The 18685-nt window shown below is 69.6% G+C and carries 16 protein-coding genes; 8 read left to right on the top strand and 8 right to left on the bottom strand.

From position 1 onward, the window contains the following. Positions 1-7: 7 nt before the first annotated feature. From ABKA17_RS20250 to ABKA17_RS20225, 6 genes are all read left to right on the top strand, one after another. The gene (locus ABKA17_RS20250) at positions 8-472 is read left to right on the top strand and encodes a (2Fe-2S)-binding protein (protein WP_353693507.1); all 465 of its coding nucleotides are present in this window, start codon (positions 8-10) and stop codon (positions 470-472) included. A 57-nt stretch (positions 473-529) separates the two neighbouring features. Continuing rightward, positions 530-2020: a purine-cytosine permease family protein gene (locus ABKA17_RS20245; RefSeq protein WP_353693506.1), complete on the top strand. Its 1491-nt coding sequence runs from the start codon at positions 530-532 to the stop codon at positions 2018-2020. Continuing rightward, positions 2017-2556, top strand: a complete 540-nt coding sequence (locus ABKA17_RS20240; protein WP_353693505.1) for an isochorismatase family protein — start codon at positions 2017-2019, stop codon at positions 2554-2556. Before ABKA17_RS20245 ends, ABKA17_RS20240 begins: the two co-directional genes overlap by 4 nt. A 145-nt stretch (positions 2557-2701) precedes the next feature. Next, on the top strand, positions 2702-5680 hold the full coding sequence (locus ABKA17_RS20235) for a carbohydrate binding domain-containing protein (protein WP_353693504.1): 2979 nt from the start codon (positions 2702-2704) through the stop codon (positions 5678-5680). 94 nt (positions 5681-5774) lie between these two features. Continuing rightward, entirely contained in the window at positions 5775-7004 is a 1230-nt protein-coding gene (locus ABKA17_RS20230; protein WP_353693503.1) for an acyl-CoA dehydrogenase family protein, read from the top strand. Positions 7005-7152: 148 nt separating this feature from the next. Continuing rightward, positions 7153-7560, top strand: coding sequence for an SseB family protein (locus ABKA17_RS20225; protein ID WP_353693502.1), 408 nt, complete (start codon positions 7153-7155; stop codon positions 7558-7560). Between the two features lie 251 nt (positions 7561-7811). On the opposite strand, the gene ABKA17_RS20220 is transcribed toward ABKA17_RS20225, so the two are convergent. The 8 genes from ABKA17_RS20220 to ABKA17_RS20185 all read right to left on the bottom strand — a co-directional run bounded on the left by ABKA17_RS20220 (position 7812) and on the right by ABKA17_RS20185 (position 14609). Continuing rightward, positions 7812-8792 (bottom strand): AraC family transcriptional regulator, encoded by a 981-nt coding sequence (locus ABKA17_RS20220; protein ID WP_353693636.1) that lies wholly within the window; start codon positions 8790-8792, stop codon positions 7812-7814. 266 nt (positions 8793-9058) lie between these two features. Beyond that, positions 9059-9433 carry a TetR/AcrR family transcriptional regulator gene (locus tag ABKA17_RS20215; RefSeq protein ID WP_353693501.1) on the bottom strand — a complete coding sequence of 125 codons (375 nt, stop codon included), beginning with the start codon at positions 9431-9433 and terminating at the stop codon, positions 9059-9061. Between the two features lie 36 nt (positions 9434-9469). Beyond that, complete coding sequence (locus ABKA17_RS20210) at positions 9470-9859, bottom strand: MarR family winged helix-turn-helix transcriptional regulator (protein WP_353693500.1); 390 nt, start codon at positions 9857-9859, stop codon at positions 9470-9472. A 51-nt stretch (positions 9860-9910) separates the two neighbouring features. Further along, complete coding sequence (locus ABKA17_RS20205; RefSeq protein ID WP_353693499.1) at positions 9911-10255, bottom strand: VOC family protein; 345 nt, start codon at positions 10253-10255, stop codon at positions 9911-9913. Between the two features lie 175 nt (positions 10256-10430). After that, positions 10431-11462, bottom strand: coding sequence for a LacI family DNA-binding transcriptional regulator (locus ABKA17_RS20200; protein WP_353693498.1), 1032 nt, complete (start codon positions 11460-11462; stop codon positions 10431-10433). Then, complete coding sequence (locus tag ABKA17_RS20195; protein ID WP_353693497.1) at positions 11459-12364, bottom strand: carbohydrate ABC transporter permease; 906 nt, start codon at positions 12362-12364, stop codon at positions 11459-11461. The genes ABKA17_RS20200 and ABKA17_RS20195 overlap by 4 nt, the downstream gene beginning before the upstream one ends. Beyond that, positions 12361-13284, bottom strand: coding sequence for a carbohydrate ABC transporter permease (locus ABKA17_RS20190; protein WP_353693496.1), 924 nt, complete (start codon positions 13282-13284; stop codon positions 12361-12363). Before ABKA17_RS20190 ends, ABKA17_RS20195 begins: the two co-directional genes overlap by 4 nt. Then, a complete protein-coding gene (locus ABKA17_RS20185; protein ID WP_353693495.1) occupies positions 13281-14609 on the bottom strand; it encodes an ABC transporter substrate-binding protein in 1329 nt (442 codons plus the stop codon). The genes ABKA17_RS20190 and ABKA17_RS20185 overlap by 4 nt, the downstream gene beginning before the upstream one ends. A 184-nt stretch (positions 14610-14793) precedes the next feature. On the opposite strand from ABKA17_RS20185, the gene ABKA17_RS20180 reads away from it, so the two are divergent. Together ABKA17_RS20180 and ABKA17_RS20175 are read left to right on the top strand one after the other, a co-directional pair. Next, positions 14794-16815, top strand: coding sequence for a beta-galactosidase (locus ABKA17_RS20180; RefSeq protein ID WP_353693494.1), 2022 nt, complete (start codon positions 14794-14796; stop codon positions 16813-16815). Between the two features lie 145 nt (positions 16816-16960). Continuing rightward, a complete protein-coding gene (locus ABKA17_RS20175; protein WP_353693493.1) occupies positions 16961-18520 on the top strand; it encodes a glycoside hydrolase family 53 protein in 1560 nt (519 codons plus the stop codon). Positions 18521-18685: the final 165 nt, after the last annotated feature.

Genomic DNA, 18685 nt, shown 5'->3' with positions numbered 1-18685 from the left:
GGTACCGATGCCGTCCTACTCCTTCGACCTCAACGGCAAGCCCGTCACCGTCGAGGCCCCCGCCGACATGCCCCTGCTGTGGGTCCTGCGCGACCTGCTGCACGTCACCGGCCCCAAGTACGGCTGCGGGGTCGGCGTCTGCCGGGCCTGCACCAGCCACCTCGACGGCGAGGAGATACAGCCCTGCGTGGTGCCCGTGGCGGAGTGCGCCGAACGGAAGGTCACCACCATCGAGGGCCTCGCCGACGGTGACACCCTGCACCCCGTCCAGCAGGCCTGGCTCGAATGCGACGTCTCCCAGTGCGGCTTCTGCCAGCCCGGCCAGATCATGGCCGCGGCCGCCCTGCTGAAGAAGACGTCCCGGCCCACGGACGCCGACATCGACGCCATCGAGAACGTCTGCCGCTGCGGCACGTACTCCCGCATCCGCGAGGCGATCAAGAAGGCGGCGTACGCGCCTCGGGGTGCTTGACGCCCCGGTGCGACCCACTTAGCGTCACCTCGACATGTATGCGCAGGGAGGTCGACGATGACGGATGCCAGGGACTCCCTCGACAACAGAGCCAGGCAGCTCCAGGTGGAGACGCACGGGCTCGACGTGATCGGCGACGCCGAGCGCAAGGGCACCCCGCGCACGCTGTTCTGGCCCTGGTTCGGAGCCAACGTCTCCGTACTGGGGCTCAGTTACGGCGCGTTCGTCCTCGGCTTCGGCATCTCCTTCTGGCAGGCGCTGGTCGCCGGCGTCCTCGGCATCGTCTTCTCCTTCCTGCTGTGCGGTTTCGTCGCCGTGGCCGGCAAGCGCGGCTCGGCGCCGACGATGGTCCTCGGCCGGGCCGCCTACGGGGTGCGCGGCAACCGTCTGCCGTCGGTGATCTCCTGGGTGCTCACCGTCGGCTGGGAGACCGTGCTGTGCGCGCTCGCCACCATGGCCACCGCGACGGTCTTCGGCCGGCTCGGCTGGGGCGGCGGCACCGGGACCCAGGTGGTCGCGCTGATCGTGGTCGCCGGGCTCACCGTGGTCGGCGGGGTCATGGGCTTCGACCTGATCATGCGGCTCCAGACCGTGATCACGGTGGTGACGGGCGTGCTCACCGTCGTCTACGTCGCCCTGGTCGCCGACCACATCCACTGGAGCACCGTCAGCGCCGTACCGGCGGGCTCCGCGCAGGAGTTCATCGGCGCGCTCGTCTTCATGATGACCGGCTTCGGCCTCGGCTGGGTCAACGCCGCCGCCGACTACTCCCGCTATCTGCCCCGCACCTCCTCGGGCCGCGGCGTGATCGGCTGGACCACCTTCGGCGCCTCGGTCGCCCCGCTCCTGCTGCTGGTCTTCGGGCTGCTGCTCGCCGGCTCCTCCAGCACGCTCAACGAGGCCGTCGCCGCCGACCCCATCGGCGCGCTGACCACGATCCTGCCCACCTGGTTCCTGGTCCCGTTCGCCGTCGTCGCCGTACTCGGGCTGGTCGGCGGCGCGGTCCTCGACATCTACTCGTCCGGCCTCGCGCTGCTGTCGGCGGGCCTCAGGATCCCGCGCTATCTGGCCGCACTCGTCGACGGCGTGCTGATGATCGCCGGATCCGTCTACATCGTCTTCTTCGCCGACGACTTCCTCGGCCAGTTCATGGGCTTCCTCACCACCCTCGGCGTCCCCATCGCCGCCTGGTGCGGCGTCTTCCTCGCCGACCTGCTCCTGCGCCGACGCGACTACGACGAGGGCGACCTCTACCGCCCGCACGGCCGCTACGGCGACGTCCCGCTCACCCCGCTCCTCCTCACCCTCACCGCCACCGCGCTCGGCTGGGGCCTGGTCACCAACTCGGCCGCGAGCTGGCTGGAGTGGCAGGGCTACCTCCTGGACCCGCTGGGCCTCGGCGGCAAGTCAGGCGCCTGGGCCTACGCCAACCTCGGCGTCCTCCTCGCCCTCGCGCTCGGCTTCCTCGGCACCCTCGCCCTGCGCCGCGGCCGGGTCCGGGAGCAGGAGGCCCGGGAGCCGAGCCCGGCGGAGGTGCCCGCCGTATGACAGGCCGACTCGCCGTCATCGACATGCAGCACGTCTTCGCCGACCCGGACAGCCCCTGGGCCACGCCCCGCTTCGCGGAGGCCGCCGAGGGCGTACGACGTCTGCTGCCGGCCTTCGGCGAACAGGTCACCTTCACCCGCTTCCTGGCACCCGAGCACCCCACCGGCGCCTGGCGCGCCTACTACCGGCAGTGGCCGTTCGCCCTGCAACCCCCTGACGCTCAACTGTGGCGACTGACGGACGAGTTCGCCGCCGAGGCACACCATGTGCTGGACGCCCCGACCTTCGGCAAATGGACGCCCGAACTGGCTTCCCTGGTCGGCCCGGAGGGCCGTCTGGTCCTGGCCGGTGTCAGCACCGACTGCTGTGTGCTGTCGACCGCGCTCGCCGCCGCGGACGCCGGAGTGGAGGTCGTGGTCGTGGCCGACGCCTGCGCGGGCGCCGACGACGACTCGCACGCCAAGGCGCTGCACGTCATGGACCTGTACCGGCCGTTGATCCGCGTGACCAACTCCGCGGAGCTGCTGGGCCGCTGACGGCCGACCAGTTCGTTGAAAGCTGTGCGACCCCCCTTTACGTGACTGTCATGTCCCTGTAGCTTCCGCGAAGCCGCAAGAACTTTCAGGAACTTGCCGGTTCTTCTTGCAAGAGCCGGGATTCCGGCCCGTATTGGAGTCGCCCATGAGATCCGCACCCCCACGGCTGCCAAGACGCCCCCTCGTGGCGTTCGTGGCGGCGACCGGGCTGCTCGGACTGCTGTCCGCAGTGCCGGACGCGAACCCGTCGACCCCCATGGCGCCGGTGGCCGACACGGCCAACTCGGCGACCGTCTTCTACTACACGAAGACCAAGAACTGGTCCGCCACCTATCTCCACTACGCCCCGGACGGCGGCTCCTGGACCACCGTCCCCGGCACGCGGATGGAGAGCGCCTGCACGGACTGGGTGAAGAAGACCGTCGACCTCGGTTCGGTCACCGGACTCCAGGCCACCTTCAACAACGGCAGCGGCACCTGGGACAACAACGGCGGCAACAACTACGCGCTGGGCACCGGCACCCTCACCGTCAAGGACGGGGTGATCGCCCACAGCGACCCGTGCGCCGACACCGGCACGGGCAGCGGCAACCAGGCCACCGTCTACTACTCGACCGCCACCTCCGGCTGGACCACCGCCAACATCCACTACGCGCCGAGCGGCGGTTCGTGGACGGCCGCTCCCGGCCTCGGCATGGAGTCCGCCTGTACCGGCTGGTGGAAGAAGACCCTCGACATCGGCACCGCCACCTCCCTGAAGGCGGCGTTCAACAACGGCAACGGCGTCTGGGACAACAACAACAGCGCCGACTACACGATCCCGACCGGCACCACGACCGTGAAGGACAAGGCGGTCACGACAGGCGCCGCCAACCCCTGCGCGACCGAAGCACCCGACACCGAAGCCCCCACCACGCCGACCAAGGTCACCGCGAGCGCCACCAACACCTCGGTCGTGGTGAGTTGGGACGCCGCCACCGACAACAAGGGCGTCACCAAGTACCAGGTCACGCGCACGGGCGGCACCAAGGGCACGGTCGTCGTCGACGTCGGCTCGACCGTGTACTCCGACACCGGACTCGAGGAGAAGACCGCCTACACGTACACCGTGAAGGCGGTCGATGCGGCCGGCAACACCTCACCCGCCTCCGCCGGGGCGACCGCGACCACCGGCTCCACGGCTCCCGCCCCCGCGGCCGGCACCCCGCTCGGCACCGACCCCCGCAAGGACCCCATCTACTTCGTCCTCACCGCCCGCTTCTACGACGGCGACAGCTCCAACAACCGCGGCGGCAGCCAGCACACCAAGTCCGGCAACGCCGCCAACAACGACCCCATGTTCCGGGGCGACTTCAAGGGCCTGGTCAACAAGCTCGACTACGTCAAGGCGCTCGGCTTCTCCGCGATCTGGATCACCCCGGTCGTCCTCAACCGCTCCGACTACGACTACCACGGCTATCACGGCTACGACTTCTACAAGGTCGACCCCCGCCTGGAGTCGGCCGGCGCCACCTACCAGGACCTCATCAACGCCGCCCACGCCAAGGGCATGAAGGTCTACCAGGACGTCGTCTACAACCACAGCTCCCGCTGGGGCGCCAAGGGCCTGTACACGCCCACCGTCTACGGCGTCCGAGACTCCCAGTGGAGCTGGTACTACGACGAGAGGAACGAGGGCTTCGAGTACGACGGACTGACCGTCGAGACCAAGTCCGGGAAGTCGTACTACAACGGCGACCTGTGGTCGACGGCCGAACCCACCGGCAACACCTGCGTCAACTGGGGCAAGCCGACCGGCGGCAAGAGCGCCGAGGGCTACACGCTCTACAACTGCCAGTGGCCGAGCCCCACTTCGGGCATGTTCCCCAAGGCGTACTACCACCAGTGCTGGATCGGCAACTGGGAGGGCGAGGACTCCCGTTCCTGCTGGCTGCACGAGGACCTGGCCGACTTCAACACCGAGTCGACGCCTGTGCAGAACTACCTCATCGGCTCCTACGACAAGTACATCGACATGGGAGTCGACGGCTTCCGCGTCGACACCGCCGTCCACATCCCCCGGGTCACCTGGAACCGCCGTTTCCTGCCCGCGATCCAAGACCGCGTCACCCAGAAGTTCGGTGCCACGGCCGCCCAGAACTTCTTCGTCTTCGGCGAGGTCGGCGCTTTCGTCAACGACAAGTGGAACCGCGGGTCGGTGAACCACTCCGCGCAGTTCTTCACCTGGAAGGAGCGCAAGGAGTACAGCGCCGACGACGAGAAGGCGGCCATCGAGCAGTTCACCTACGAGAACAATCAGGGCACCGGCAACCAGCCCACGTCGACCAACGCCTTCCTGAACGGCAACAGCTACCACACCCCGGACCGCAGCCAGTTCTCCGGCATGAACATCATCGACATGCGCATGCACATGAACTTCAGCGACGCGCAGAACGCCTTCGGCAACGGCAAGGACTCCGACGACAGCGTCAACGACGCCACGTACAACGTCGTCTACGTCGACAGCCACGACTACGGCCCCAACAAGTCGAGCACCCGCTACACCGGCGGCACCGACGCCTGGGCCGAGAACATGGCGCTGATGTGGACCTTCCGCGGCATCCCGACGCTGTACTACGGCTCGGAGATCGAGTTCCAGAAGGGCAAGCAGATCGACTGCGGACCCACCTGCCCGCTGGCCGGCACCGGCCGGGCGTACTACGGCGACCACCTCCAAGGCACCGTCACCGCCTCCGAGTTCGGCACCGTCGACTCGGCGTCCGGCGAGGTCGCCACCACCCTCGCCCAGCCGCTCGCCAAGCACCTCCAGCGGCTGAACCAGATCCGCCGGGCGATCCCGGCACTCCAGACGGGCCAGTACTCGACCGACGGCATCAGCGGCTCGATGGCCTTCAAGCGCCGCTGGACCAGCGGCAGTACGGACAGCTTCGCCCTCGTCACGGTCACCGGCGCCGCGACCTACACCGGCATTCCGAACGGCACCTACAAGGACGCCGTCACCGGTGACGTCAAGACCGTCACGGGCGGCACGCTCTCCGTGTCCGCGCCGGGCAAGGGCAACCTGCGGGTGTACGTGCTGAACGGTCCCGGCAAGATCGGGACGGACGGTCCGTACCTCAAGTAGTTGGCGTTATCCGGTGGGTACAGGGGCGGCGGTTGCCGTGTTCAATCAATCCTGTCGCGACACATGCGGACGTCCCCACACGTCAGGAGGCACCGTGATCGCCGCTCCCGAACCCGGACTCACCGCGGAAGACGTCATCGAACGGGCCGTGCAGTTACGGCCCGTGCTGCTCGAACGCCAGCCGGAGACCGAACGGCTGACGCACTACCCGAAGTCCACCCACGACGACTTCCTGCGGGCCGGCTTCTACCGGATGCTCCAGCCACGCCGATACGGCGGCTACGAGTTCGGACTGCCCGTGTTCTACCGCGTGGTCACCGAGGTCGCCCGGGGCTGCCCCTCCACCGGCTGGGCCCTGTCCCTCACCGCGGCCCATGTCCTTCAGGTCGCCGGGTTCTTCGAGGAGCAGGCCCAGGACGAGATCTTCGGCGCCGACGGCGACTTCCGGGCGGCGTCCACGGTCGCGCCCATCGGTGTCGCGCGGCCCGACGGTGACGGCCATGTCGTCCTCGACGGCACCTGGCCGTACTCCTCGGGCGCCCCCTGGTCCACGCACTACCTGGGCCAGACCCTGCGCGCGGGCGACCCGCCCGGACCGTCGCTGCTGTTCGTCGCCCCACGCTCGGTATGGACGGTCCTCGACGACTGGCACGGCATCCTCGGTCTGCGCGGCAGCGGCTCCAACAGCGTCCACATGGACCAGGCCCGTATACCGACCCACTTCACCAGCGAGGCGAGCCTGCTCGACCTGCCGTGCGAGGGCGGCAGCGTCGGCTCCAAACTGCACGGCAACCCGATGTACGCCCATCGCGCGCCGAGCTTCTACCACGGCGAGCTCGCCGCCATCATGATCGGCACCGGTTACGCCGCCGTGGACGAGTACGCCCGCATCCTGCCCGCCCGGCCGCTCATCCTGGAGCCGGACCGCACCCGCGCGGAGCTCCACGACTACCAACGCCACCTCGGCGAGGCCCTCGGTCTGATCCGCACCGCCGAGGCGGCCCTCCAGCACACCGCCGCCGACTGGATGGAGACCTGCCGGCGCAACGTCGCGGGCGAGGCCCCCTTCACCGAAGCGGAGGACAACCGGCTCGCGCTGATGTTCCTGAACGCCGGGCGCATGGCCTGGGACGCGATCCAGAACATCCTCTTCCGCACGGCCGGCTCCCGGCACGCCCGGGACGGGGAGCGTATGCAGCGCTACTTCCGGGACGCGGCCACCTACTGGACCCATGTCGGCCCGAGCATGGCCGAACCGCTGTTCCGCCGGGTCGGCTGCGACCGGCTGGGCCTGCCCTCGGATCACATCCCCCTCATCCCCTGAATACTCCGGGGCACCCGGATGCCCGATCGGCGGCTCCCGAGGATCCCCGAAGGAATGCTCGCGTCCGGATCGGGTACGCGAGCAGGGCCGCGCCGGGGCCGAGCATGCCCCGGACCGACCGCACGACCGCCGCTATCAGGGGATTCCCATGCAGACACCCGCGAACGACAACCCCACCACACCGGCCCGGCGGGCGCTGGACGCGCTCGCCGAGAACACCCAGGACACGGTGGCGCTGGACACGCTCGCGAGCAGCGACGTCCTCGTCCCCGTACCCGACGACGCCAGTGACGCGGACGCCGCCGATCCCACGGCGGTGGCGCTGCCCGTGATCGAGCAGCCCGGCGGAGCGCCGGTGGTGCCCGTCTTCACCTCCGAGTCCGAGCTGGCCGGGCTGCTGCCCTACGTCTCCCGCTACCGGCTGGTGCCGCTGGGCGCGCTCGCCTCGGAGTGGCCGACGGACGAGCTGGCGCTGACCATAGACGCGGCCTCCGAACACCCGCTGACCCTCACCTCGGAGGGGGTGCGGACCCTGCTGGGCCGGGCGCACGGCTGACGGACAGGGGCGGGCCCGGCCACCGGTCACGGCGGGGGAGAGCGACCGGGCCCCGCGGGCACGGGCAGTCTCCCGCTCCCGCGCCCGGGTTCACGCCGACGTCCCGGATGAGCGGCGCCGACTCCGCTCATCACCGGACGTCCACGATCGCCGTGCCAGACGATAGGGCCGAACGGCTCTCCTGTCGCTCCGGGATACGCGGCGACTGTCCGCAAAACGCGGCGGATCCGGGCAGATGGAGGCGGATGACGTCAGGCGGCGCGCAGCGTCTGCGACGGCGTCTCCCCGAACCGCTCCCGGTAGCGCCGCGCGAACCGGCCGAGATGGACGAACCCCCACCGGTAGGCCACGTCCGACACGGTCGTCGTCCCCGGCGCCGAGGCCCGCAGCTGGACGCGCACCCGCTCCAGCCGCACCTCGCTGACGTACGCCATCGGCGACATCCCGACGTGCCTGCGGAACGCCTCCTGCAGGGTGCGCACACTGACCTGGGCGATCTCCGCCAGCCGCGCGGCGTCGTAGGGATCGGCGGGACGTTCCTGTACGACGTCCATGACCCGTTTGACGGAGGCGGGCCGCATCGGTGGTGGAGGCGCCGCCAGGGCCTCGCGGTAGGAGTGGTCGGCGGCCAGCAACACGCCGTCCAGCAGGGTCTGTTCGAGGCGGCCGCGGATGAGGGGCTGGCGCAGCAGTCCGTGCGAGACGTCCTTCTCCAGCAGGCTCCACTGTGCGAGGTTCGCCCAACTGCGCCCGGGGCCGCGGGTAACGTCCATGTACGGCTCGAACCGGGGCGCCCGGACGAGCGGTCTGCCGAGCAGGGCCTCCAACTGCCGGTGCAGGGCCAGCTTGTCGATCTTCACCGTGAGGGTGTGGCAGTCGCCGGTCCACTCCTCGACGCTGATGTACCGCTCGGGATCGAAGAAGCACGCGCGTCCGGTGGAGGCGTACAACAGCTTCCGGAGCCCTTCCCGGACGGCGAAGCCGCCGGTGAGCGGCACGCCTATGTGGTAGAAGCCGGGTTCGCCGAAGCGCATGCGCACCTCGGTGCCGAAGGTGACGTCGCCGACGGTCAGGGAGCCGAGGTCGACCACGTTCATCACCGTGGTGAAGTCCTCGGCGCGGCCCGCCACTTCGAGGAGAAGGTCGTAGTAGTGCGCCGCGATCGCGTCGTGGGTCTCCTCCACGGAACGCGTCGTGTAGGTGCTGAACTCGGCGACCAGATCCTCTTCCACGGCCAAGGCGTTGCCTCTCCGTCCCCGCGCGGCTTTTTGTTCAGCATGGCACCGCGAACGGCCTTGGAGGTGTCGCTCTCTGCCGGGTTCTCACATCCCTTCCCCGGGATCCGCCGGTGCGCCGCCGTCGTACTCCCGCATCCCGTCCTCCAGCAGGGCGAAGGCCCGAGCGCCGCGGCGAGGGCGTCGGCGCAGGCGGCGTGTGCGAGCTGCTCGCGGGCCCGCAGCGCCGGGCTGTCCGCGATCAGGCGGTTGACGGTACGGAGCTAGTCGAGCGCGTCGGCCTCTCCCGCCTCCATCCGCGTCAGCAGCCCCTCGGACGCCAGCAGCCGACGCCGGAAGGTGGCCGGTGCCGACTCGCCGGGCGGGCGGGTCCGGACGGCCTCGACGAGCCGCTCCCCGAAGGCCTCGAAGCGCGAGGAGAACAGGTCCTCTTTGGCCGGGAAGGAGTTGAACACGGTGGCCTCGGAGACCTGCGCGACCCGTGCCACCTCGGCGACCGTCACCCGGTCGAACCCCGCGCTCAATCCGCGGGCGGTGCCCGACGGACGGCTGACCGAAGGGGGGCGTACCGAGGAGATCACCGCGCAGGAGAGGTGCCCGAGGCCGAGTGCCCGCCGCTGCCCGACCCCCCGGACCATCGCGTCTTCCGTATCCGGACCCGGAGCTGAGGGTCCTCAGCCGCCGAGGGTGCGCCCCAGGGCGTCCCGCTGGAGCGGCAGTACCTCGGCGTGCAGGTCGCGGCCCTTGGGGGTGAGCGTCACCCACACCCCGCGCCGGTCCTCCATGCACACGGAACGCTCCACCAGACCGTCCTTCTCCAGCCGGCCGATGAGCCGGGAGAGCGCGCTCTGGCTGAGATGGACCCGGCCGACCAGGTTCTGCACCCGGCACAGGTCGCCCTGCGCGGGCGCCTCGGCGGCGAGGATGTCGAGCACCTCGAAGTCGCTCGCGCCCAGGCCGTGCGGGTGCAGCACCCGGTCGATCTCGCACATCGTGCGCGCGTGGACCGCCAGGATGTCCCGCCACTGTTCTTCGAGCCGGGCGCCGGCCGCGTTCACTGCCATACACCGAATGTTAATGCGTGTGCATCCACATTCGGGAACGGGCCCGATCCCTCAGCTGTCCTGGGTGATGCCGACCAGGTTGCCGTCCGCGTCCTTCACCGAGGCGATCAGCTTGCCGCCGCCGACGTCCGTGACGTCCTGGAGCAGCTCGGCGCCCGCTTCCAGCAGCGCCGCCAGCCGGGCCCTGATGTCGGTGACATGCCAGTACGGGACCGGTCCGGTCATGCCCCGGGCGTGTCCGTTGGGGTCGAGGCCCACGTCCTGACCGGCGTCCTTGAAGCCGACGTAGTAGGGCTCGTCGGCGTACGGCTCGGTCTCCAGCAACGCGCTGAACAGGGCCTTCGCCCGGGCGATGTCCTTGACGGGGTAGATGATGGTGTTCAGCCCTGCGGTCATCGGGGTTCTCCTCCGTGGGTTCCTTCGTCGGTGGTTTCACCGTAGGACGGGGGAGTGGGGCGCGGCTTCTCCGATCCTGACCGGCTGCCGGGCGAGGGCCGCCGGGGAAACGACGGACGGGCGCGCCGACGGCCGGATGGCCGAGCGGCGCGCCCGTGCGCACAGGGGCCGTCCGTCAGGTCGACTCGCGCTTGACCAGCTCGGTGGGGAGGATCACCGCGGCCGGGTCCTCGCCCCCTATCTGCGCCAGCAGCACCCGGACCATCTCGTTGCTGATGCGGTCGTAGGGCTGGCGGATCGTGGTGAGCGCCGGAGTGGACTCCGTCGCCGCGGCGGAGTCGTCGAAACCGCCCACGGACACGTCCTCGGGGATCCGGCGGCCCGCCCTGCGCAGCGCCGTGAGGGCGCCCTGCGCCATCAGGTCGGAGGCCACGAACACGGCGTCCATGTCCGGGGCCTGCGCGAGCAGCCGCTCGGCACCCGCCTCGCCGCTGGCCCGGCTGTAGTCGCCGGAGGTGATGAGGCGCTCGTCGATCTCGATGCCCGCCTCGGTGAGCACCTCCTTGTAGCCGGCGAGGCGGTCGACACCACCCGGGCTGTCCAGCGGACCGGTCACGACACCGATACGGCGGCGGCCCAGCGACAGCAGATGGCGCACCATGTCGCACGCGCCGTCCCGGTCGTCGGCGGCCACGTAGCTCACCTTGGAACCGCGCCCCATGGGCTTGCCGCACTGGACGAGGGGCACCCCCGCCTCGCGCAGTTCCTCGGCGACCGGGTCCGCGGAGTGGCTGGAGACCAGCAGCACGCCGTCGACATGGCCCGCCGTGATGTACCGCGTTATCCGGCGCCGCTCGTCCTCCGTGCCGGCCAGCATCAGCAGCAGCGGGATGTCGTGGGCGGCCAGCGCCTGGGTGCAACTGCGCAGCAGGACGTTGAAGTTGGGGTCCTCGAAGAGCATCTCCTGAGGCTCCGTCAGCAGGAAGCCGATGGAGTCCGAACGACCGGTGATCAGTGAACGGGCGTGCCGGTTCACGACGTAACCCGTCTTGCGGATCGCGGCGTTGACCGCCTCCTGGGCGGCCGGGCTGACGTAGTGCCCGCCGTTGAGGACGCGTGAGACGGTGCCCCGCGAGACCCCTGCCTCGCGGGCCACGTCGTGGATCGTCGGCGGTCTGCGCCGGCCCCCCGTGTTGCTCATGGTCATGACTTTACGGCCCCGGACAGCAGATCGAGGCTCCAGAACCGCTGGATGACCAGGAAGAGCGCGATCAGCGGGAACACCGCGAGGAAGGCGCCGGTGATCACCAGCGTGTACAGGGCCGGGGTGTTGGCGCCCTGCTCCAGGAGCGTGTACAGACCGAGCGTGATCGGGAACTTCTCGTCGTCGCTCAGCATGATGTACGGCAGCAGGAAGTTGTTCCAGATCGCCACGAACTGGAAGAGGAACACCGTCACCATGCCGGGGATCATCATCGGCAGCGCGACCCGGGTGAAGATCCGCCACTCGCTGGCGCCGTCCATCCGCCCGGCCTCCACCACGTCGGCCGGGACCGCCGCCGCGGCGTAGATACGCGCGAGGTAGACGCCGTACGGGGAGAGGATCTGCGGGAGCAGCACGGACAGGTAGGAGTCCGTGAGGTCCGCCTGCGCCAGGAGCAGGTACTGCGGGACCGCCAGGATGATCGGCGGCATCAGCACGCCCGCGAGGAGCACGTTGAAGATGCTCTCCCGGCCGCGGAAGCGGTAGGTGGCCAGGGCGTAGCCGCTGAACGCCGACACGACCGTGGAGAGCAGGGCGCCGAGAATCGCGTAGAAGGCGGAGTTGCCCATCCACTGCCAGTAGACGCCGTCGCGGTAGGCGTTGAGGTCCTTGAGGTTCTCGGTGAATCCCGTGCCGGGCAGGAACGTGAACGTGGAGAACAGCTCGGAGCCGGACTTGGTGGAGGCGATCACCACCCAGGCGACGGGCAGCAGCGTGTACGCGGCGCCGATCAGCAGCGTGATCGTCGGGACGAGCGCGATACGGCGGCGCAGGGGCGGGCCCTGGGCGGCGCCGGGCGTGGTCCCGGCCGCCGGCTCGGTCTTGCGGACGGCAAGAGAACTCATCGTGCTGCCTCCTGCTTCTGACGACGGTTCGCGGCCCGCAGGAACCCGAAGGACAGCAGCAGCGTGGCGAGCGCGATGATCACGGCCTGGGCGGCCGCCGCATAGATGTCACCGGTGCCGAACGCGTCCCGGTACACCTTCATCAGCGGACTCCAGGTCGTGGACACGGAGTTGGTGAGGGGCTTCAGCGTGGTCGGCTCGTTGAACACCTGGAGCGTGGCGATGATCGAGAAGAAGAAGGTCAGCACCAGCGAGGGCGCCACCATCGGGATCTTGATCCGCAGCGCGATCTGGGTCGGGGTGGCCCCGTCCAGCTTCGCCGCCTCGTACACCTCGGCCGGGATGGACTGGAGCGAGGTGTAGATGACGATCATGTTGAAGCCGGTGCCGCCCCAGACCGCGATGTTGGACAGGGCGAGATACAGCGGGCCGCCGTCCAGCAGGTCCGGCTGCGGCAGGCCCAGCCTCTCCAGCACGTAGTAGAACGGGCTGACGTCGGGCAGATACAGGAAGCCCCACAGCAGCGCCGCGACGACGCCGGGGATGGCGTACGGCAGGAAGATCGCGAGCCGGGTGAACGGGGTGAAGCGCACCTTGTCCGAGTCGAGCATCAGCGCGAACAGCAGGGCGAGGCCGAGCATCACCGGGACGACGATGCAGCCGTAGCCGAGGACGCGCAGGGCACCGTTCAGCAGCTCGCTGTCGGTGAGGGCGTCGGTGTAGTTCTCCAGACCGGCCCAGACCTCGGTGCGGGCGCCCTTGCCGAGGCCGAGCCCCGAGACATGCACCTTGCGGAAGCTGAGCCAGACCGCGTACCCGATGGGCAGCGCGAAGAACAGCGCGAAGAGGACGGTGGCGGGGATGAGGAAGGCGTACGGGGCCCCCTTGACCCCGTACGACTTCCGGCGTGCGCTCGTCACTCGGAGACCCCGAAGCCCTGCTTCTTGAGGTCGGCGACGGTGTCGTCCTGCATCTTGTCCAGGGCGGCGGTGAAGTCCGACTTGTTCTTGGCGGCGGCGCCGAAGGCGTCCTTGAAGGTCGTGTAGGCGACGTTCACGTTCGGGCCCCAGGCGGAGGGCGCCGTGGTCTTCGCGATCTCGGCGGCCTTGGTGTAGAAGTCCGCCTGGTTCGAGAAGTACTCGGGCGACGTGGCGAAGGCGCCGGAGGTCTGGGCGTTGGTGGCGGCCGGGTAGATGCCGCTCTCCTTGGCCAGCGCCTGGAGGGCCTGGTCGTCGGTGTTCAGCCAGGCGGCGAACTTGGCGGCGGCCTCCTGGTGCTTGGAGTCCGTGGTGACGCCGGTGGAGGAGCCGCCCCAGCTGCCCGTGACGCTCTCACCCGTGGACCACTGGGGGAGCGGGGCCATCGCCCACTTGCCCTTGGTGTCGGGCGCGGCGGTGGTCAGGGTGCCCGGCGCCCACACGGCGGAGACCCAGGCGATCTGCTTGCCGGTGTTGAGCGCCTTGTTCCAGGCCGGGGTGTACATCGGCTGGTTGTCGATGGCGCCCTCCTTGACCAGGCCGCCCCAGAAGTCGGCGACCTTCTTGGTGGCGGCGTCGTTGATGCCGACCTTCCACTTGTCGCCCTCGGTGGTCCACCACTTGGCGCCGGCCTGCTGGGCCAGGCCCGCGAAGAGGCCGGAGTCGTTGGCGGAGAAGGTCGTGAGGTCCGTCCCGGGGGACTTCTTCTTCAGCGCGCGGGCCGTCTCGGCGAACTCGTCCCAGGTGGTGGGGACGGTCAGGCCGTACTTCTTGAAGAGGTCCTGGCGGTAGTAGAACATCATCGGGCCGATGTCCTGCGGGACCGCGTAGACGGCGTCCGTGCCCAGTGTGGTCTGCTGCCAGACACCGTCGGCGAACTTGCCCTTCGCGTCGCCCACGTTCTTGGAGATGTCCGCGAGGGCGTCATTGCTGACCAGGGTCGGCAGCGCCTGGTACTCGGCCTGCACCAGGTCGGGGGCCTTGCCGGCCTTGTGCGCGGTGAGGATCTTGGTGATCAGCGTGTCACCGGACGCCTGCTTCTTCACCGTGACCGTGATCTGGTCCTTCTTGCCCTGGCCCTTGTTCCAGAGGTCGACGACCTTGTCCATGCCGGGCGTCCAGGTCCAGTACGTCAGCGAGACCGGGCCGGACTCGGCCTCGCTGTCGTCGTCGGACGAGCCGCAGGCGGCGAGTGCGGTGGCGCCGAGGGCGACGGCGACGGCGGATGCTGCCACTCTGCTGAGCCGGCTGCGCTTCGTGATGGGCATGGATCTCTCCCCTGACCAGGGCCCCCGCCTGCTGCGGAAGGCCTGCCATGCGTCTGTGAGCGTTCACAGTAGAGAAACATCCTGGACACTTGTCAATGGTTGTTGCCGTGCGGTTATCTTGGCCTCGCACCGGTGATCCGCTGTGTGCACGTTCCCAACCGATAGACCACAACGGGAGAGATCCATGCCGGAAGCCACCCCCAGGGGCCTCACCAGGCTCGCCTTCGGTGGGGACTACAACCCGGAGCAGTGGCCGGAGAGCGTCTGGCACGAGGACGTCCGGCTGATGCGGGAGGCCGGCGTCACCATGGTGAGCGTCGGAATCTTCTCCTGGGCGCTCCTGGAGCCCTCACGCGGGGTCCACGACTTCGGCTGGCTCGACCGCCTGCTCGACCTGCTCCACGAGAACGGCATCCGCGCCGACCTCGGCACCCCCACCGTGGTGCCCCCGGTCTGGTTCTACCGGGCCCACCCCGAGGCCCTGCCCGTCACGGCCGAGGGCGTGCGCTACGAGTTCGGCTCCCGCGGCGCGATCTGCCACAGCAACGCCGACTACCGGGCGGCCGCCGCGAACATCACCACACAGCTCGCCGAGCGCTACGCCGACCACCCCGCGCTGGCGATGTGGCACGTCCACAACGAGTACGGCGTCCCCGTCTCCGCCTGCTACTGCGACAACTGCGCGGCCCACTTCCGCCGCTGGCTGGCCTCGACGTACGAGACCGTCGACGCGGTCAACGAGGCCTGGGGCACGGCGTTCTGGGGCCAGCGTTACGCGGACTTCGACGACATCAACCCGCCGCGCCTCGCGCCCACGGTCGGCAACCCGGCCCAGGCGCTGGACTACAAGCGCTTCGCCGACGCCACCATGCGCGAGAACTTCGTGATGGAGCGGGACATCCTGCACCGCCTCGCGCCCGGTGTCCCGGTGACGACCAACTTCATGACCGCCCTCAGCCAGTGCGACTCCGTCGACTACTGGGCCTGGGGACGCGAGGTCGACATCGTCACCAACGACCACTACCTGATCACCGACGGCCGCCGCACCCACGTGAACCTCGCGATGGCCGCCGACCTCACCCGCTCGGTCGGCGGGGGAGCGCCCTGGATCCTCCTGGAGCACTCCACCTCGGGCGTCAACTGGCAGGCCCGCAACCCCGCCAAGGCCCCCGGCCAGATGGCCCGCAACTCCCTCGCCCATGTGGCCCGGGGCTCCGAGGGCGCCATGTTCTTCCAGTGGCGGCAGTCCCGGCGCGGCGCCGAGAAGTTCCACTCGGCGATGCTCCCGCACGGCGGCACCGACACGCGCGTGTGGCGCGAGGTCGTCGAACTCGGCGCGTCCCTCGACTCGTTGAGCACCCTGCGGGGCACCCGCACCCAGGCCGACGTCGCCGTCCTGTGGGACTGGCACTCCTGGTGGGCGCAGAACCTCGCCTGGCGCCCCAGCGAGGACCACGACCCGCGCGAGCGTGCCGACGCCTTCTACGAGGCGCTCTACGACCGGCACCTCACCGTCGACTTCGCCCACCCCGAAAGCGACTTGTCGAGCTATCCCCTTGTCGTCGTGCCCGCCCTCTACCTGATGACCGAGGCGGCCGGGAACAACCTCAAGGAGTACGTGGCGAACGGCGGCACCGTCGTCGTCTCCTTCTTCTCCGGCATCGTCGACGAGCACGACGCCGTGCACGAGGGCGCCTACCCCGGCCCGCTGCGCGACGTCCTCGGCCTGACGATCGAGGAGTTCTCGCCGCTGCTCCCGGGCGAGAACGTGCGCATCACCGGCCCGGACGGTTCCGAGCTCAGCGGCGACGTGTGGACCGAGTTCGTGGTGCCGCGCGGCGCCGAGACGGTGTGGACCTACGCCGACGGCCTCACCGCCGGCCACCCGGCCGTCACCCGCAACCGGCTCGGCGAGGGCACCGCCTGGTACGTCTCCACCCGCCTGGGCGCCGAGGGCCTCGACGCGCTGCTCGGCTGGGCCATCGAGGACGCGCAGGTCACCTCGCGTGCCGACCTGCCCCGCGACGTGGAGGTCGTACGCCGGACCGGTGAGTCGGGCACGTACCTCTTCGCCGTCAACCACACCGTCGCGGACGCCAAGGTGTCGCTGGAGGCCTCGGGCACCGAGCTGCTGACCGGCGAACGTGCTGCCGGCCGCCTGGAGGTCCCCGCGGGAGCCGTGCGGGTCGTCCGCCTCGACGGCTGAACCCAGGCCCACTGGTCGAGGGTCTGTGGACCCCACCGAACTCCCCTCCGCCCGTGCGAGCCGCGAGCCGCGGGTGGAGGGGCTCCTTCGCCATCCCCGTCGAAGGACACCCCCAACCCATTTGTCGAAGGGACGACGGACGAAGATGTTCCATCCCAGACGCACCCTGCGCGCCCTGCTCCTCCCGCTCACCGCGGGGCTCGCCCTCACCGCCCTGCCCGCGCAGACCGCCACGGCGGCCAGCACGCTCACCAACGGCGGCTTCGAATCGGACGGCGCGGGCTCGTCGGCCCCCACCGGATGGTCCGAGTACGGCACGACCGCCGCCTCGTTCAGCGAGTCCGGCGGCCACGGCGGCAGCTACCGCCTGACCCACTGGGCGTCCTCCGCGTACAAGGTGGAGACGTACCAGTACCTGTCCGGGCTGACCAACGGCAACTACAAGCTCACCGCCTGGGTCCGTTCCGGAGGCGGCCAGAACTCCGCCTACATAGCCCTGAAGAACTGCGGCGGCACCGACCGGCGCACCGACCTCCCGGTCTCCGCGAGCGGCTGGATCCGGATCGTCGTGCCGGTCAGCGTGACCAACAACCAGTGCACGATCAGCATCAACAGCGACGCCAACGCGGGCAACTGGATCAACGTCGACGACCTGACCTTCGCGTCGGGCACCGGCGGCACCACGATCAAGGGCTCCGACGTCTCCTCACTCGCCAAGAGCGAGGCCCTCGGCGGCACCTACAGGACCAGCTCCGGCACGAGCGGCGACGCGCTCGCCATCCTCAAGTCCGCCGGACAGAACTACGCGCGCGTCAAGGTCTGGGTGAGCCCGAAGGACGGCTACAACACCAAGACGCAGGTGCTGGCGCTGGCCAAGCGCATCAAGGCACAGGGCATGAAGCTGCTGGTCGACTTCCACTACTCGGACACCTGGGCCGACCCGGGCGCCCAGACCGTGCCGTCCCCGTGGACCGGCCACAGCTACAGCCAGTTGAAGACGGATGTGTACAACCACACGTACGACGTCCTCAACGCGCTGAAGGCGCAGGGCACCACGGCCGACATGGTCCAGGTGGGCAACGAGATCAACGGCGGCATGCTGTGGAACGTGGGCTCCACCTCCAACTGGTCGCAGCTCGCCGGTCTCCTCAACTCCGGCTACGACGCGGTCAAGGCGGTCAGCTCCTCCACGCAGGTGGCCCTGCACCTCGCCAAGGGCGGTGACCTGACCGGCACCCGCTGGTGGTTCGACAACGCGGTCTCGGGCGGTGTGAAGTTCGACGTCATCGGGCTGTCCTACTACGGCTACTGGCACGGCACGCTCGCCGACTTCCAGACGACCCTGGACGACGCGGCCTCCCGCTACGGCAAGCCGGTGTTCGTCGCCGAGACGGCGTACCCCTTCCGTCTCGACAGCGAGGACTCGCACGAGAACATCATCAACCTCGACAGCGAGCTGGTCTCCGGCTACCCGGCCACGACCGCCGGTCAGACCCGCTGGATGAACGACGTCGCCAGCATCGTGGAGGCCGTCCCGAACGGCCGCGGTCTCGGCGTCTTCTACTGGGAGTCCACCTGGACCGCGGTCACCGGCAACGGCTGGGACCCGACCGACTCCTCCTCCGGCAACGGCTGGGAGAACCAGGCCCTGTTCGGCTACGACGACAAGGCGCTGCCGGCGATGGCGTGGTTCAGCCACCGGTAGTCCCGCGAGGCAAGGGCCCGGACGCGCGGTGTGCGGCCGGGCCCTCACAAATGAACTGGCGTTCCTCGCACGCCCGTTCGGAATCGGACAAGCCGTGCGAAGTCCGTACACGACAGCCTCAACTGCGGGACAGTGGGAACACGCGGTACGAGGAGGTCGGACCGG

It is taken from the genome of Streptomyces sp. RG80 (genome assembly GCF_040446465.1).
GTDB lineage: Bacteria > Actinomycetota > Actinomycetes > Streptomycetales > Streptomycetaceae > Streptomyces.
Note: the sequence above shows the minus strand (reverse complement) of the source record. Positions and strands in the feature narration are given on the sequence as shown.